The 15,517-nt window shown below is 72.8% G+C and carries 15 protein-coding genes; 5 read left to right on the forward strand and 10 right to left on the reverse strand.

Features of this window, described 5'->3' with window-relative positions; all coding sequences use genetic code 11:
- Positions 1-41: 41 nt before the first annotated feature.
- Positions 42-1,121, reverse strand: a complete 1,080-nt coding sequence (locus ACFVSL_RS15335) for a sensor histidine kinase (RefSeq protein ID WP_386941829.1) — start codon at positions 1,119-1,121, stop codon at positions 42-44.
- Entirely contained in the window at positions 1,114-1,866 is a 753-nt protein-coding gene (locus ACFVSL_RS15340; RefSeq protein ID WP_386941830.1) for a response regulator transcription factor, read from the reverse strand. The genes ACFVSL_RS15335 and ACFVSL_RS15340 overlap by 8 nt, the downstream gene beginning before the upstream one ends.
- A gap of 88 nt (positions 1,867-1,954) precedes the next feature.
- Between ACFVSL_RS15340 and ACFVSL_RS15345 the strand changes: the two genes are divergently transcribed.
- Positions 1,955-2,662: a M15 family metallopeptidase gene (locus ACFVSL_RS15345; protein WP_386941831.1), complete on the forward strand. Its 708-nt coding sequence runs from the start codon at positions 1,955-1,957 to the stop codon at positions 2,660-2,662.
- Positions 2,659-3,330 (forward strand): VanZ family protein, encoded by a 672-nt coding sequence (locus tag ACFVSL_RS15350; RefSeq protein ID WP_386941832.1) that lies wholly within the window; start codon positions 2,659-2,661, stop codon positions 3,328-3,330. Before ACFVSL_RS15345 ends, ACFVSL_RS15350 begins: the two co-directional genes overlap by 4 nt.
- On the opposite strand, the gene ACFVSL_RS15355 is transcribed toward ACFVSL_RS15350, so the two are convergent.
- Together ACFVSL_RS15355 and ACFVSL_RS15360 are read right to left on the reverse strand one after the other, a co-directional pair.
- A complete protein-coding gene (locus tag ACFVSL_RS15355) occupies positions 3,291-4,385 on the reverse strand; it encodes a VIT1/CCC1 transporter family protein (RefSeq protein WP_386941833.1) in 1,095 nt (364 codons plus the stop codon). The two genes, ACFVSL_RS15350 and ACFVSL_RS15355, sit on opposite strands and share 40 nt — an antisense overlap.
- Before the next feature lie 292 nt (positions 4,386-4,677).
- The gene (locus ACFVSL_RS15360) at positions 4,678-5,154 is read right to left on the reverse strand and encodes an Lrp/AsnC family transcriptional regulator (RefSeq protein WP_376945220.1); all 477 of its coding nucleotides are present in this window, start codon (positions 5,152-5,154) and stop codon (positions 4,678-4,680) included.
- Positions 5,155-5,265: 111 nt separating this feature from the next.
- Between ACFVSL_RS15360 and ACFVSL_RS15365 the strand changes: the two genes are divergently transcribed.
- Positions 5,266-6,543 (forward strand): trans-sulfuration enzyme family protein, encoded by a 1,278-nt coding sequence (locus ACFVSL_RS15365; protein WP_386941834.1) that lies wholly within the window; start codon positions 5,266-5,268, stop codon positions 6,541-6,543.
- Here ACFVSL_RS15365 and ACFVSL_RS15370 read toward each other — a convergent pair.
- The 4 genes from ACFVSL_RS15370 to ACFVSL_RS15385 all read right to left on the reverse strand — a co-directional run bounded on the left by ACFVSL_RS15370 (position 6,489) and on the right by ACFVSL_RS15385 (position 11,586).
- Entirely contained in the window at positions 6,489-7,880 is a 1,392-nt protein-coding gene (locus tag ACFVSL_RS15370; protein ID WP_386941835.1) for an MFS transporter, read from the reverse strand. The two genes, ACFVSL_RS15365 and ACFVSL_RS15370, sit on opposite strands and share 55 nt — an antisense overlap.
- Positions 7,881-8,036: 156 nt before the next feature.
- The gene (locus ACFVSL_RS15375; protein WP_386941836.1) at positions 8,037-9,209 is read right to left on the reverse strand and encodes a globin domain-containing protein; all 1,173 of its coding nucleotides are present in this window, start codon (positions 9,207-9,209) and stop codon (positions 8,037-8,039) included.
- 84 nt (positions 9,210-9,293) lie between these two features.
- On the reverse strand, positions 9,294-9,749 hold the full coding sequence (locus ACFVSL_RS15380; protein WP_386941837.1) for an RrF2 family transcriptional regulator: 456 nt from the start codon (positions 9,747-9,749) through the stop codon (positions 9,294-9,296).
- 7 nt (positions 9,750-9,756) lie between these two features.
- Positions 9,757-11,586, reverse strand: coding sequence for a DEAD/DEAH box helicase (locus ACFVSL_RS15385; RefSeq protein ID WP_386941838.1), 1,830 nt, complete (start codon positions 11,584-11,586; stop codon positions 9,757-9,759).
- 63 nt (positions 11,587-11,649) lie between these two features.
- On the opposite strand from ACFVSL_RS15385, the gene ACFVSL_RS15390 reads away from it, so the two are divergent.
- Positions 11,650-12,435 (forward strand): SGNH/GDSL hydrolase family protein, encoded by a 786-nt coding sequence (locus ACFVSL_RS15390; RefSeq protein ID WP_386941839.1) that lies wholly within the window; start codon positions 11,650-11,652, stop codon positions 12,433-12,435.
- On the opposite strand, the gene ACFVSL_RS15395 is transcribed toward ACFVSL_RS15390, so the two are convergent.
- Together ACFVSL_RS15395 and ACFVSL_RS15400 are read right to left on the reverse strand one after the other, a co-directional pair.
- Positions 12,417-13,751 carry a D-alanyl-D-alanine carboxypeptidase family protein gene (locus ACFVSL_RS15395; RefSeq protein ID WP_386941840.1) on the reverse strand — a complete coding sequence of 445 codons (1,335 nt, stop codon included), beginning with the start codon at positions 13,749-13,751 and terminating at the stop codon, positions 12,417-12,419. The genes ACFVSL_RS15390 and ACFVSL_RS15395 overlap by 19 nt on opposite strands.
- Positions 13,748-14,566, reverse strand: a complete 819-nt coding sequence (locus ACFVSL_RS15400) for a TrmH family RNA methyltransferase (protein WP_386941841.1) — start codon at positions 14,564-14,566, stop codon at positions 13,748-13,750. Before ACFVSL_RS15400 ends, ACFVSL_RS15395 begins: the two co-directional genes overlap by 4 nt.
- Before the next feature lie 155 nt (positions 14,567-14,721).
- Between ACFVSL_RS15400 and ACFVSL_RS15405 the strand changes: the two genes are divergently transcribed.
- Positions 14,722-15,504 carry an NAD-dependent protein deacetylase gene (locus ACFVSL_RS15405; RefSeq protein ID WP_386941882.1) on the forward strand — a complete coding sequence of 261 codons (783 nt, stop codon included), beginning with the start codon at positions 14,722-14,724 and terminating at the stop codon, positions 15,502-15,504.
- Positions 15,505-15,517: the final 13 nt, after the last annotated feature.

The following is a 15,517-nucleotide window of genomic DNA, read 5'->3' on the forward strand; positions in this document are numbered from 1 at the left end:
CTCTCCTCGAGAACGTGGGCGCCGCACCGGCGGCGGGAGCGTCAGGGTGCGGTCGGCAGGGTCACGACGACGCGGAGCCCTCCGCCGTCGCGAGCCGCGAGGTCGAGGGTGCCGCCGTGCGCGCGGACGATGCTCTTCACGATAGCGAGGCCCAGGCCGACACCGGCGCGATCGCTCCTGAGTCGTTCGCCGCCTCGCCGGAACGGCTCGGTGAGCGTCCCGACGAGCGCGGCGTCCAGCGGGTCGCCGGTGTTCTCGACCATGAGCACCGCCGCACCCGGACGCGACGAGGTCGTGACGAGCACCGTGCCGCCGTCGGGCAGGTTGTGGACGATCGCGTTGTGCACGAGGTTCGTCGTGAGCTGCAGCAGGAGCGCCGGCGAGCCATGGGCGACGGCGACCTCGCCGGCAGCGTCGAGGGCGATGCCCCGCTGCTCGGCGAGCGGCAGCAGGGTCTCGGCGGCCTGCTCGGCGAGCAGCGAGAGGTCGACGGGCTCCCGCGCGAACGACTGCTGGTCGGCGCGGCTCAGCAGGAGCAGCGCCTCGGTCAGCTCGATCGCGCGGGTGTTGACCGCCTGCAGCCGCTCGAGGAGGGCCGCGGCGTCGTGCTGCGGGTCGTCGCGGGCGACCTCGAGGAGCGTCTGGGAGATCGCGAGCGGCGTGCGCAACTCGTGCGAGGCGTTCGCGGCGAATCGGCGCTGCTCGTCGAGGTGCGCCTCGAGCTGCGCGAGCATCGCGTCGAAGCTGTCGGCGAGCTCGCGGAACTCGTCGCGGCGGCCCTCCAGCTCGATGCGGTGCGAGAGCGAGCCCGTCGCCGCCCTGCGCGTGGCCCTCGTGATGCGGCGGAGCGGTGCGAGCATCCGACCGGCAAGGAACCATCCGCCTGCGAGCCCGAGCACGAGGAGGAAGAGCAGCGCCCACGCGACGGCGGGGACGAAGGCGCGGATGAGGTCGTCGCGCCCCGGCACGAATCCGCTGAGCGTCGCGATCGCCTCGGCCGGCACGTAGCGGAGGAGGAAGAGCCACACGACCGAGAGCAGCAGGGCTCCGGCGACCATGAGGAATCCCGCGTAGCTCAGGGTGAGCTTGAGGCGCACGCTGATGCCCGGTGCCCTATCCATGCGGTCGCGCCCTGCCGTCGTCCGGCTCGCCGGGCGACCGGTCGCCCCGGTCGCCCCGGTCGCCCAGATCATCGCCGACGGCGGGTCCGGTGTCGATGCGGTAGCCGACGCCCGGAACCGTGGCGATCGCCCAGGGCTCGCCGAGGCGCTTCCGCAGCGCCGAGACGGTGATGCGCACGGCGTTGGTGAACGGGTCCGCATTCTCGTCCCACGCCCGCTCGAGCAGCTCCTCGGCGCTGACGACCCCGCCCTCCGCGGCGACGAGCACCTCGAGCACGGCGAACTGCTTGCGGGTGAGGGCGACGTAGCGGCCGTCGCGGTGCACCTCGCGCCGGAACGCATCGAGCCGCAGGCCCGCGAGCTCGCGCACCGGCGGCCGGTTGTGCGCACGTCGGCGGTCGAGCGCCCGCAGGCGCAGCACCAGCTCGCGCAGGGCGAACGGCTTCGTGAGGTAGTCGTCGGCGCCGAGCTCGAATCCCGAGGCCTTGTCGTCGAGACGATCGGCCGCGGTGAGCATGAGGATGGGGATCCCGCTGCCGGAGGCGACGATGCGCCGGGCGACCTCGTCGCCCGACGGGCCGGGGATGTCGCGGTCGAGCACCGCGAGATCGTAGGAGTTCACGCTCAGCAGCTCGAGCGCGGTGTCGCCGTCGCCGGCGATGTCGGCGGCGATCGCCTCGAGCCGCAAGCCGTCGCGGATGGCTCCGGCCAGGAGTGGTTCGTCCTCGACGATCAGCACGCGCACGCTTCCGATGGTACGAGGCGGCGCATATCGCCGGCGTATGCGAATCCGCATACGCCCCGGCAACACGCGCCCGCGTTGGCTGGAGCGCATGAACTCGATGCTCCGCCCCGCTGCGCCAGTAGCGCGCCGCTCCACCCCCGCACCCCGCACGGCCGCCGGCCGTCGCGGCCACCCCTTCGCCGTGCTCATCGTGCTCGCGATCGTGATCGGGGCGACGCTGCTCGCGACGGCGATCGTGGGTTCGCTCGGCGGTGCGTCGTCGGCGGCGCCGGGCACGGGCGGCGGACCGCTCCCGGGATCCGGAGCAGATCCCGGAGCAGGACACGACGGCGAGGCCCTGATGGCCGGCGACGGCCGGGTCGGCGACGGCGTCACCGTGTTCGACGACGACGAGCCCGCGATCGCGAACCTCGACCCCGCCCTCCTCGACGCCGTGCGCCGGGCGGCGACGGATGCCGAGGCCGACGAAGGCATCATCTTCGTCGTCAACAGCGGATGGCGGTCGGCCGCCTACCAGGACGAACTGCTGCGAGATGCCGTCACCGAGTACGGCTCGGCGGAGGAGGCCGCGCGCTGGGTCGCGACGGCGGAGACCTCGCCGCACGTGCAGGGCGACGCGATCGACCTCGGCCCGTTCGACGCCACCTACTGGCTCTCGCAGTACGGCGCCGCGTACGGGCTCTGCCAGACCTACGCGAACGAGTCGTGGCACTTCGAGCTGCGCCCCGCGGCCGTCGACGAGGGATGCCCCGTGCCCTACGCCGACCCCACCGAAGACCCGCGGATGCAGCGATGACCACGACGACTGCGCGCGGTCCGGCCGCACGCACCGCCGAGGCATCCCACCTGCGCCCCTCGACCCGCACGCTCGTGCTCGCGCTGTTCGCGGGCTACCTCGCCCTGCTCGTCTGGATCGTGCTCTGGAAGTTCGAGGCGCCGTGGATCGGCGAGGGCCCGCGCCGGGTGATCAAGCTCGTGCCGTTCGCCGACACGGCGGAGTTCGGCGCGAGCGCACCGCGCGAGGTGCTCGCGAACGTCGTGTTCTTCGTGCCGCTCGGGGTCTACCTCGGACTGCTCGCGCCGGCATGGCGCTGGTGGCGGGTCACAGCGGTCGCCGCGACGGCCAGCGCCGTGCTCGAGGTGCTGCAGTACGCGCTCGCCGTCGGCAGCACCGACTCGACCGACGTGATCGCGAACGCCGCGGGCGCGCTCGTCGGCGTCGGCCTGCTCGGGCTCGCCCGTCGTCGCCTCGGGGCGCGCGCGACGGCGATCGTCGTGCGACTCTGCGCGCTCGGCACGCTGCTCGCGCTCGTCGCGAGCCTCCTCGTCGTCGCCTCTCCCCTGGGCTACGGCCCGCCCGGCGACCGGCCCGGCATGGTGCCCGGCGCCGGCGACGGCGAACCGGCCTCGCTGCACCGGCCGGGTCAGGCGAGGGTGGTGCCGAACGCGAGCCCCAGCAGGTAGGTGACCGCCGCGGCGCCGAGGCCGATCGCGAGCTGGCGGAACGCCCGCTTGAGCGGCGACGCACCCGAGAGCAGCCCCACCGTCGCCCCCGTGAGCAGGAGTGCGATGCTCACGAGCACGGTGGCAGTGACGATCGCCGCGAGCCCCGTCATGCCGAAGATGTAGGGCAGCACCGGGATGAGCGCACCCGAGGCGAAGAACAGGAAGCTCGAGATCGCCGCCGACATGCCCGTGCCGACCGCCTCGTCGTCGTGCTCGGTCACCGCGAGCGCATCGGTCGGGGCGTGCACCTGCTCGGCCGCCTGCACGCGTGCGACGACGAGGGCGGCGTGCTCGACGGCCTCCTGCGCCTCCATGCCGCGCGCCCGGTAGACGAGCGCGAGCTCGTTGGCGTCGACGTCGAGGTGCGGCAGCGCCTCGCGGGCGGTCGGGTCGGGGGCGGATGCCTCGAGCAGCTCCCGCTGCGAACGCACCGACACGTACTCGCCCGCCCCCATCGACAGTGCGCCGGCGAGGAGCCCGGCGATGCCGGTGAAGAGCACCACGCCCGGGGCGACACCCGTCGCACCGATGCCGAGCACGAGCGCGAGGTTCGAGACGAGGCCGTCGTTCGCGCCGAACACGGCCGCACGGAACGTGCCCGCGAGGCTGCGACGACCGCGGGCGGCGAGCCCGCGCACGACCTCGCCGTGGATGCGCTCGTCGGCGGCCATCGCCGGGGTCGCGTGCGGGTCGCTCGCGTACGGCGAGCGGGCTTCGGCGCGCTGGGCGAGGGCGAGCACGAAGATCGAGCCGAACCGGCGGGCGAGCGAGGCGAGCATGCGCGTGCGGAGGTCGGCGCGGGGCACACCGCGGTCGTCGCCGCCGAGCAGGCGCAGCCAGTGGGCCTCGTGCCGGCCCTCCGCCGCGGCGAGGGCGAGCAGGATGTCGCGCTCCTCCCCCTCGCGGCGCGCGGCGAGCTCACGGTAGACGGCGGCCTCGGCGCGCTCGGCGGCGAGGTAGCGGCGCCAGCGGTCGCGATCGGCGGGGGTGCCCTGGGGCTGCTCGTCGGTCATGTGCTCTCTCCTCCCGCGTCGCGGGCGCAGCGGCGGATGGGGAGGCCGCCGGGTACCCGCGCCAGTGCGCGGCCGCGGTCACGGCCGACGTTCACGCTATCGGTCGAGGTGGCCCCGAGCGGGCGGATTCGCCCGGATTGACAGCATTTCGGAGCGCCGAACGAACCATCCCGGGATGCCTCGCCCGCCGCGTCTTCGGAGATCGCCGCAGATTCGGCAGGGTCGGTGCGAGTCGGCCCGAATCTGTGGCGATCGCCGCGACTGCGGCGACTCGACGCCCGGTCGGGAGGCCTCAGCCGACGAGCTTGTTCCAGCCGTCGCCGTCGACGTGCTCGAAGATGAGGTTGGTCTCGGTGTGGGCGACCGCGGGGTGACCGGTGAGGTGCGAGAGCACGAACTCGCGCAGCTCTTCTGCGTCGCGGGCGGCGACGTGCAGCAGGTAGTCCTCGGCGCCCGCCATGTGGAACACGCCGAGCACGCCCGGGAGGTGCGGCACCTGCGACCGGAACGCGTCGATCTCGCTACGGTCGTGCTTCACGAGCCGCACCGCGATGAGCGCCTGGAGCGATACCCCGAGCGAGGCGAGGTCGACCTCGACGCGGTAGCCGCGCACGGTGCCGAGCGCCTGCAGCCGCCGCAGCCGGAGCGAGACGGTCGACTCGGCGACGCCGACCTCGGCGGCCAGTGCGGCACCCGAGGCCCTCGCGTTCGTCGAGAGCGCCTGGAGCAGTGCGCGGTCGACGCGGTCGAGTTCTGGTTTCTGCGCCATGTCTGGACTCCAAGCGGATCGATTCTGCAGATTCTGCGAGGCATCCAGAGTATCGCAATGATCGTGCAGGCCGAGTTGAGAGAATCAGCAGAATCTGCTTCAGTGCGAGCCATGCAGACATCGTCGTCGCACCTCGAGACCCGCGCCGTCCACGGCGGCATGAGCGGAGTCCGAGAGAGCGGATCCCACGTTCCCGTCATCGACTTCTCGACCACGAACCCGCTCGGTTCGGTCGAGACCGGCGGCCTCTCCTACGAAGAGCTCGCCACCGGCCACGACCTCGGCGAGGGGCGCTCGGCGGTGTACCAGCGGCTCTGGCAGCCCGGGGTCGCCCGCTTCGAGGAGTCCCTCGCGGGGCTGGAGGGCACCGACGGCGCCGTCGCGTTCGGCAGCGGCATGGCCGCACTCGCCGCAGTGCTCATCGCGACGGCCTCGGCGGGCAAGCCGCACGTCGTCGCCGTGCGGCCGCTCTACGGCGGCACCGACCACGTGCTCGAGAGCGGGCTGCTCGGCACCGAGGTGACCTGGGCGACCATCGACGAGGTCGCCGCCGCGATCCGCCACGACACCGGGCTCGTCATCGTCGAGACGCCGGCGAACCCGACCCTCGAGCTCGTCGACCTGCGTCGACTGGCCGAGGCCGCCGGCGAGGTGCCGCTGCTCGTCGACAACACCTTCGCCACCCCGGTGCTGCAGCGCCCCGTCGAGCACGGCGCGACGCTCGTGCTGCACAGCGCGACGAAGTACCTCGGCGGTCACGGCGACGTCATGGGCGGCGTGGTCGCCGCCGATCGCGACTGGGTCGAGCGGCTCCGCCGTGTGCGCGCGCTCACCGGAGGGCTCCTCCACCCGATGGCCGCCTACCTCCTCCACCGCGGGCTCCGCACGCTGCCGCTGCGCGTCCGCGCCCAGCAGGAGACGGCCCGCGAGCTCGCCGAACGCCTCGCCGGCCACCCGGCCGTCGCCCGCGTGCACTACCCGGGAGCGCCCGGCCAGGACCCCCAGGGCCTCGTCGGCACGCAGCTCGAGGGGCCGGGTTCGATCATCGCCCTCGAGCTCGCCGGCGGCTTCGACGCGGCGGCGCGGTTCACCGAGTCGTGCGAGCTCGTCACCCACGCGGTCTCGCTCGGCGGCGTCGATTCGCTCGTGCAGCACCCCGCGTCGCTCACGCACCGGCCCGTCGCGGGGGCTGCGAAGCCGGGCGACGCCGTCGTGCGCCTCTCGATCGGGCTCGAGCACGTCGACGACCTCGCGGCCGACCTGCTCGCCGCACTCGACGCGGCCGGCGCGACTCGCGCGACGGGCGCGACAGGCGCCGACGGTTCCAGCGCCGATCAGTCGGCCGGCGACGGCGAAGCCGACGAGGCCTCCTCGACCCGCGCCGCCTGAGGCGGGTTGCGGATCCCGAGCCAGGAGACGACTCCCCCGACGACGAGCAGCGCCGCGGTGGCGATCGCGGCGCGCTCGTACCCCTCGACGTCGAGCGTCGACCCGACGATGACGCCGATCGAGGCGATGGCCACGAGCCCGGCGATGCGGGCGACGGCGTTGTTGACGGCCGAGCCGATGCCCGCGCGAGCGGGGTCGACGGCACCGAGGATGGCGGCGGTGAGCGGGGCGACGGTGATCGCCATGCCGAGCCCCGACACGACGATGCCGGGCAGCAGCTCGGTCCAGAAGCCGACATCCTCGGTCACGGCGAGCGTCATGAGGTAGCCGACGGCGACGACGATCGGCCCCGCCGTCATGAAGATCCTCGGGCCGAACCTCGTCGACAGCCCGCCGAACCACGAACCGAGCAGCACGAGCATGATCGTCGGCGGCAGTGTGGCGAGGCCGGCGGCCGTGGCGGAGAACCCGCCGAACTCCTGGAGGAAGATCGTGATCGCGAACGGGCCGAGCGAGAACGCCGCGTAGATGAAGAGCGTGGCGAGGTTGCCCGCCGCGAAGTTCCTGGCCTTGAAGAGGCCGAGCGGCAGCATCGGCTGCGGGGTGCGGCGCTCCCACCAGACGAAGAGCCCGAGCGCGAGCACGCCGCCGATGAGCGGCACGAGCACGAACGGCGAGTCCCAGCCGAGGCGCTCGCCCTCGATGAGCGCGAAGACGGTGCCGCCGAGGCCGACGACGCAGAGCGCCGCCCCGACCCAGTCGATCGGGGCGTGCTCGGCGACGGGTTCGTCGCGGGCGATGCCGCGCAGCATCACGAGCGCGACGACGATCGGGATGATGTTGATCCAGAACACGAGCCGCCACGACACGAGGTCGACGAGCAGTCCGCCGAACAGCGGCCCGATGAGGAAGGCGACGGTCGTCCATGCCGTCCACCGGCCGATGGCACGGCCCTGCTCCGAGCGCGGGAACGTCGCGACGATGAGTGCGAGCGAGCTCGGCACGAGCAGGGCGCCCGCGGCCCCCTGGAACGCCCGGGCGATGACGAAGAACACGCCGTCGGGCGCCATCGCGCAGGCGATCGAGGTGACGCCGAAGCCGTAGAGCCCGATCCGGATCATGCGTGCGCGCCCGAACGAGTCGGAGAGCGACCCGGCGAGCAGGATGAACGCGCCGAGGGTCAGCAGGTACGCATCGACCGCCCACTGCTGCAGGGCGAGCCCGCCGCCGAGCTCCTCCGCGAGCGAGGGCAGCGCGACGTTGATGACGGCTCCGTCGAGGAACGCGATGAACGAGACGATGATCGCGATGACGAGCACCCGGGTGCGGCGAGCCATGGGCGCAATGCTATCGCCGGGTGGGATGGCGCGTCCCTTCCCGTGGCGCGGGGCGAGGCATCCCGTCGACGATCGGGGCGGGCGCCGAAGCGCCCGGAAACGCCGAAGGGCGCCGGCGGCACGTTCGTGCCGCGGGCGCCCCGACCGGTCGTGAGGCTACGCCGCGAGCCAGACGTCGGGCCCGAAGACCTCGTAGTGGATGTCGGTCGCGGGCACCCCCGCCGCGATCGCCTGCGAGCGGATCGAGCGCATGAACGGCAGTGGGCCGCAGAGGTAGAGCTTCGCCCCTGCCGGCATCTCGACGCCGTCGAGGCTCATGAATCCGGTCTCCGCGTCGGCGGCGGTCGCGGGCTCCTCGAGCCACAGCCGCAGCTCGGCGTTCGGCAGCGCCGCGACGGCCTCGCGCATCTGCGCCTCGAGCGCCCAGTTCTCGGCGCGCTGCTCGGCGTGGAGCACGAGGACGCGGCGCTCGGACGCCGACCCGGCGAGCGACTGCAGGATCGAGGCGCTCGGTGTGCAGCCGATGCCGGCCGTCGCGAGCACGATGGGCGCGTCGGTGTCGTCGAGCTCGATGTCGCCGTAGGGGTTCGAGAGCTCGACGACGTCGCCGACGTTCACCCGGCCGTGCAGGAACGGCGAGACCTCGCCGCCCTCGTCGAGCTTGGTGGTGAAGACGCGCTCGGTGAGCGAGTCGACCCGGTCGGAGAGCGAGTACTGCCGCGCCTGGTGCAGCCCGTCCGCGAGCTGCACGCGCACCGAGACGTACTGGCCGGGCGTCGCGCGGGTCACCGGCGTCTCGTCGGCCGGCTCGAGGCGGAAGGTGATGGAGCCGGCACCTGCCGCCTCCTTGGCGGTCACCCGCCAGTCGGCCCACATGACGTCGTTCGCCTGGCGGGCGTACAGGCCGCGCTCGATCTTGATGAGGGCATCGGCCATGAGCCAGTAGACCTCCGTCCACGCGGCGGCGACCTCGGGGGTGCAGGCCGCGCCGAGGTCATCGGCGATCGCGGCGAACAGGTGCTCGTAGACGATCGGGTATCCCGACTCGGGGATGCCGAGGGCGGCGTGCTTGTGCGCGATGCGCGAGAGCACCGCCTCGGGCAGCGTGCCCGGGTTCGCGAGGAGGTGGGAGGCGAAGGCCGCGATGCTGCCCGCGAGCGCCCGCTGCTGCGTGCCGTTCTGCTGGTTCGCACGGCTGAACATGCCGTCGAGCAGCTCGGGGTGCGCGGCGAACAGGCGCCCGTAGAACTTCGGGGTGATCTCGCCGATGCGCTCGCCGATGACGGGCAGCGTGGCTTCGATGACGGGACGGGACTGCTCGGAAAGCATGGTTCTCCTCGGAACGTCGTATCTCGCATTTGATATGCGAGATTCCGAGATCAGTTCTACACCCTGTAGAAATCAGGGCGCAAATCAGGCGTCGACGGATGCCTCGCGCACGCCGGGCAACGGCAGCACGACCGTCGGCGAGGTCGCCGTGAGCGCCTCGACCGTGAGCTCGTCGAGCGTCGCGTAGAAGGCCTCACGGGCGCGGTGCAGCGCCGATCGCAGGCGGCACCCCGCGATCAGCGGGCAGCTCGCGCCGTCGCTCGTGATGCAGTCGACGGGATCCTGGTGGCCGTCGAGCGAACGCAGCAGCGCACCCACGCTGAGCCCGAGCCCCGCCTCCGTGATGCGGGCTCCGCCCGTGCGACCGCGCGCCACGTCGAGCGCGCCGCGCCGGCGCAGCTCGAGCACCGCCTTCGAGACGTGGTGGTAGGGCACCCCGATGCGTTCGGAGATCTCGCGGCTCGTGAGCTGCTCGCCCTGCTGCGCCCCCAGCAGCATCAGCGTGCGCAGGCACACGTCGGCGAACCCGTTGATCTTCACGCGACCATCATCGCCCGGAGAGCCGCCGCCGCACGAGCTCGATGCGCGCCTGCAACTGCGTGACCGTCGCCTGCGCGACCTCGGGCCCGCCGCACGCACGCCGCAGCTCGGCGTGCACGCTCGAGTGGGACTGGCCGCTCTGCCGGGCGTAGAGCCCGACGATGCTGTTGAGCAGCGAGCGCTGCTCCTTCAGCGTGCGGAAGAGCGCGACCGGCTCGGACGCGGCGCCCTCGCCGCCCTCGCCGTCGCCCTGGGCGGCCGCGGCGTGCTTGCGCCGCTCCCCCGCCCGGCGCGCCTGACGTGCCTGCCGGTGGCGCAGGAGCTCGGAGACCTGCTCGGGCTCGAGCAGCCCGGGGATGCCGATGAAGTCGAACTCCTCGTCGCTGCCGGGCTCGGCCAGCGTGCCGAACTCGGTGCCGTCGAAGACGACCCGATCGAACGACGCGTCGGAGCCGAGCGCCTCCCACGTGCCGAGCTCAATCTCCTCGGACGCGCGCTCCTCGCGGTTCGCCGACTCGAGCAGGCTGTCGTCGAGCCCGTCGTCGTCGGCGTCGGCGCCGCCGCGCCGATCGAGCGCGTGGTCGCGCTCGCGCTCGAGCTGGGCCGCGAGCGCCATGAGCACGGGCACGTTCGGCAGGAACACCGACGCCGTCTCCCCGCGGCGACGGGCCCGCACGAACCGGCCGATCGCCTGCGCGAAGAACAGGGGCGTCGACGAGCTCGTGGCGTAGACCCCGACCGCGAGGCGGGGTACGTCGACGCCCTCGGAGACCATCCGCACCGCGACCATCCACCGCCGGGTGTTGCCCGAGAACTCCTCGATGTTCGCCGAGGCCTCCTTGTCGTCGGAGAGCACGACGGTCACCGGCTCGCCGGAGATCTGCTGCAGGATGTCCGCGTAGGCACGCGCGACCGTCTGGTCGGTGGCGAGCACGAGCCCGCCGGCATCGGGGATCGACTGCCGTACCTCGGTGAGGCGCCGGTCGGCGGCGCGCAGCACCGCCGGGATCCACTCGCCGCTCGGCTCGAGCGCGGTACGCCACGCCGAGGACGTGATGTCCTTCGTGTTGTCCTCGCCGAGCTTCGCCTCCATCTCGTCGCCGGCCTTCGTGCGCCAGCGCATGTGCCCCGCGTAGACCATGAACATGACGGGACGCACGACGCCGTCGGCGAGCGCCCGGCCGTAGCCGTAGTTGTAGTCGGTCTTCGAGAGGCGCACGCCCTGCGCGTCGGGCACGTACTCCACGAACGGGATCGGGGCGGTGTCGGAGCGGAACGGGGTGCCGCTGAGCGACAGCCGCTTCGTCGCGGGCTCGAACGCCTCGCGGATCGCGTCGCCCCACGAGAGCGTGTCGCCGCCGTGGTGCACCTCGTCGAGAATGACGAGCGACCGCCCCGAGAGCGTCAGCTCGCGGTGCAGCGCGGGGCGCATGGCGACCTGCGCGTAGGTGACGGCGACGCCGTGGTAGTGCCGAGCCGAACGGCCGTGGGCGTTGCGGAACCCGGGGTCGAGCCGGATGCCGACGCGCGCCGCCGCATCGGCCCACTGCCGCTTGAGGTGGTCGGTGGGAGCGACGACGGTGATGCGGTCGATGACGCGCCGCGCGCGGAGCTCGGCCGCGAGCCGGAGCGCGAAGGTCGTCTTGCCCGCGCCCGGCGTGGCCGCGGCGAGGAAGTCGCGCGGCTGTTCGTCGAGGTAGAGCTCGAGCGCCTCGGCCTGCCAGGCCCGCAGCTTCGACGCGGTGCCCCAGGCGGCGCGCTCGGGGAACGAGGGTGAGAGGTGTTCGGCCGCCGAGGTGCCCGGATGATGGGCCCCGGATGGTGTCGCTGTACTCACTGGATTCGAGGGTAGCGGAGGCCTGCGACATCCTCGAACCGACACGTTGTGCAGAATGGAGGGATGGTCACCCAGCAGCATCCCTGGTCGCGCTACGTCGCCATCGGCGACTCCTTCACCGAGGGCATCGGCGATCCCGAGCCCTCCGTCCCCGGCGGCCACCGCGGCTGGGCCGATCGCGTCGCCGAGGTGCTCGCGCAGGGCACCGAGGACTTCGCCTACGCGAACCTCGCGGTGCGCGGCAAGCTCATCCAGCAGATCATCGACGAGCAGCTCGAGCCGGCGCTCGCCCTGCGCCCCGACCTCATCACGATCTCGGCGGGCGGCAACGACGTCATCCGCCCGCGCACCGATCCCGACGAGATCGCCGCCCGCTTCGAGTACACGATCGAGCGCCTGTCGCGCGACCACGCCACGATCGTGCTGTTCACCGGCGTCGACGTCGGCTTCTCCCCCGTGTTCCGCGGCATCCGCGGCAAGGTCGCGATCTACAACGAGAACCTCCGCACGATCGCCGCGAAGTACGACTGCATCGTCGCCGACCAGTGGGCCCTCACCGAGATCCAGGACCAGCGCATGTGGTCGGCCGACCGCCTGCACCTCAACTCGCTCGGCCACCACACGGTCGCCCGCATGGTGCTCTCCGCCCTCAACGTCGACAACGCGCTCGAGCCGCGCAGGCCCGAGCCGCTGCCGTCGACGACCTGGCGCCAGGCGCGCGTCGAAGACCTCGCGTGGGCGCGCGAGTACCTCGTTCCGTGGGTGGTGCGGCGCATCCGCCACCAGTCGTCGGGCGACCTCATCTCGCCGAAGCGGCCCGACGCGGGGCCCTACTCGCTGCCCGACTGAGCGGTCGCGGGCTCGAGCCCCGAGGGGTTCGCGAGACGCCACCACGTGCCGGGGTCGTCGATCTCGGCGTCGAGCACCAGCGGCACGGTGATCTCCTGGGTGCCCGCCCGCACGACGGCGGTGCCGACCTCCTCGCCCTCGCGAGCGAGGGCGAGCGGCTCGGCATTCACCTCGACCTCGACGGGCGTGTCGCTCCAGACCACGACGGATGCCCCGTCGGCGGCCCGTGCGCGGGCGGTGTCGCCCCACGGGGTGTCGTAGCTCGCGAGCTCCTGCCCGGCCTCGAGCGGCGCGACCTGGTGGAAGCCGGGCGCGACGCTGTCGAGCAGCTTCGCGATCGCCTCGCGCAGCATCGCGTGGTTCTCGCCGCCGAGGAGCACGCCGACGACGGTCACGGTCGTGTCGCCGACGGCGTAGTCGGCCGAGAACAGCAGGTTCGCGGCATCGTCGGTCGTGCCGGTCTTGATGCCGTCGACGCCGTGCGTGCCGAGGAGCTTGTTCGAGTTCTCGAGCGTGCCGAGCTCGGGGATGTCGACCTGCTGCGTCGCGACGATCTCGGCGAGCACGGGCTCGGCGAGGGCGAGCTCGCCGAGCTTCACGAGGTCGGCGGGCGTCGACGTGTTCTCGAGCGACAGCCCGCTGGCGTCGGCGATGCGCGTGTTCGCGAGCCCGTGCGCGTCGAGCCAGGTGCGTGCGGCCTCGGCGAGCCCCTGCTCGGAGCCGAACGCCCAGTTCGAGAGCGAGATGGCGTAGTTGTTGCCCGACGGCAGCAGCAGCGCCTCGAGGCTCTCGCGGAGGCTCAGCGTCGCGCCCGCCTCGACGGGGGCGACCGAACCGTTCTGGGCGATCATGTCCCAGTAGATGTCGACGTCGGCGTCGGTGTACGCGATGTCGGGGCCGTTCTCGCCCGCGGCGATCGGGTGCTTCTCGAGGATCACGAGCGAGGTGATGATCTTGGTGATGCTCGCGGAGGCCATCGGCTGGTCCGCGTTGCCGGCGGCGAGGAGCCCGTCGAAGCCGATCGCGCCGACGGCGTAGCCGCCGAAGCCCGGCAGCGCCAACGACTGCGGCGCGGCGACCACGGGAGCGGGCTGCTCGATCTCGGGTGCGGCGGCCGGCACGGGGGCGCCGAGGGCGTTCGCGGTGTAGACCCCGCCGCCGACGAGCAGCGCGATCAGCACCGCGAGCGTGCCGAACACGACGATGCGGCGACGCCGGTAGACACGGCGGCGCTCGTTCGGGTCGACGGGCCGCGCGGCGCTCGTGGCAGCGGCGGCGGGAACGGGCGCGGGCGCCTGCGAGGTCGTCTCGGTCACGGGGTCGGTTCCTCCGGCAGGGCGAGGGCGTAGAGCACGACGGCCGCGGCGGCGGCGACGTTCAGGGAGTCGACGCCGTGGCGCATCGGGATCGTGACGACCGCGTCGGCGGCCTCGAGCGCGCTGCGGCTGAGCCCGTCGCCCTCGGCGCCGAACACGAGTGCGAGGCGCTCGGGCGGGTCGGCGGCGAGCCGGCGCAGCGGCACCGCGTCGTCCGCGAGCGCGAGGGCGGCGGTCGTGAAGCCGGCCTCGTGCAGCAGCGTCGAGGCCTCGCCCCACTCGGGCAGCCGGGTCCAGGGCACCTGGAAGACGGTGCCCATGCTGACGCGGACGCTGCGCCGGTACAGCGGGTCGGCGCAGCGCGGCGTCACGAGCACGGCGTCGGCGCCGAGCGCGGCCACCGAACGGAAGATCGCGCCGACGTTCGTGTGGTCGACGATGTCCTCGAGGACGACCACGCGACGCGCACCGGCGAGAAGCTCGGCCGGGTCGGCCAGTTCGGGTCGCTCGAAGGCCGCGAGGGCGCCGCGGTGCACGCGGTACCCGGTGATCTCCTCGAGCTGCGCGGGGTCGGCGAGGTGCACGGGGATGTCGAACGGGGCGAGCACGGGCTCGAGCCCGGCGAGCCACTTCTCCTCCATGAGCACCGATCGGGGGCGGTGGCCGGCGGCGATCGCACGGCCGATGACCTTCGCCGACTCGGCGATGTAGAGACCCTGCTCGGGCTCCTGTGCGCTGCGCAGGGTCACGTCGGTGAGCCGCGCGTAGTCGGCGACGGAATCGGATGCCGCGTCGCGGACTCGTTCGATGTGCATGGGTCTCCTCCCCTCAAGAGTGCCAGCCTCGGAAACAAACCGGAAAACGACGGTGTTTACAATCAGGTCAACCTCGTCTGAATGGAGCTCCCGTGGAGATCGGAATCGACGCGACGCCCGGCACCGGGCAACTGGTGCGCGAAGCGATCGACCTCATGCGCGGCGCGCGGATCGCGGTGCTCACGGGTGCGGGCGTGAGCACCGACTCGGGCATCCCCGACTACCGCGGCGAGGGCGCACCGGCGCGCACGCCGATGACCGTGCAGCGGTTCCTCGCCTCCGAGGAGGCACGCAAGCGCTACTGGGCCGGCAGCCACCTCGGCTGGCGGCACTTCGGCGCGGCCCGCCCGAACGCCGGGCACCACGCCCTCGCCTCGCTCGAGGCCGCCGGGGCGGTCGCCGGCGTCGTCACGCAGAACGTCGACGGGCTGCACCGGCGTGCGGGCAGCAGGCACGTCGTGGAGCTGCACGGCGGCATGGACCGCGTCGTCTGCCTCGACTGCGGGCAGCACTACGCACGGCAGGCCATCGCCGAGGAGCTCACCCTCCTGAACCCCGGCATGGATCTCGAGCAGGCGATCCGGCAGGCGCCCGACGGCGACGTGGTCGTCGACGACGTCGAGTCGATGGTCATCCCGGTCTGCACGGTGTGCGGCGGCATCCTCAAGCCCGACGTCGTCTTCTTCGGCGAGTTCGTGCCGGTGCCGACGTTCCAGGCCGCTGCATCGCTCGTTGCGGGCGCCGACGTGTTCCTCGTCGCCGGCTCCTCGCTCGTCGTCAACTCGGGCGTCCGCCTCATCGAGCAGGCGCGCCGTCGCCGGCTGCCGATCATCGTCGTGAACCGCGGGGTCACGAAGGGCGACTCGCGCGCCGCCGTGAAGATCGACGCCGGCGCGAGCGAGACGCTCACCGCCTTCGCCGAGGCGCTCGGTTCGTGATGCGGGCCCGCGA

The sequence above is a fragment of the Agromyces sp. NPDC058064 genome (assembly GCF_042885275.1).
In the GTDB taxonomy this organism is placed as follows: domain Bacteria; phylum Actinomycetota; class Actinomycetes; order Actinomycetales; family Microbacteriaceae; genus Agromyces.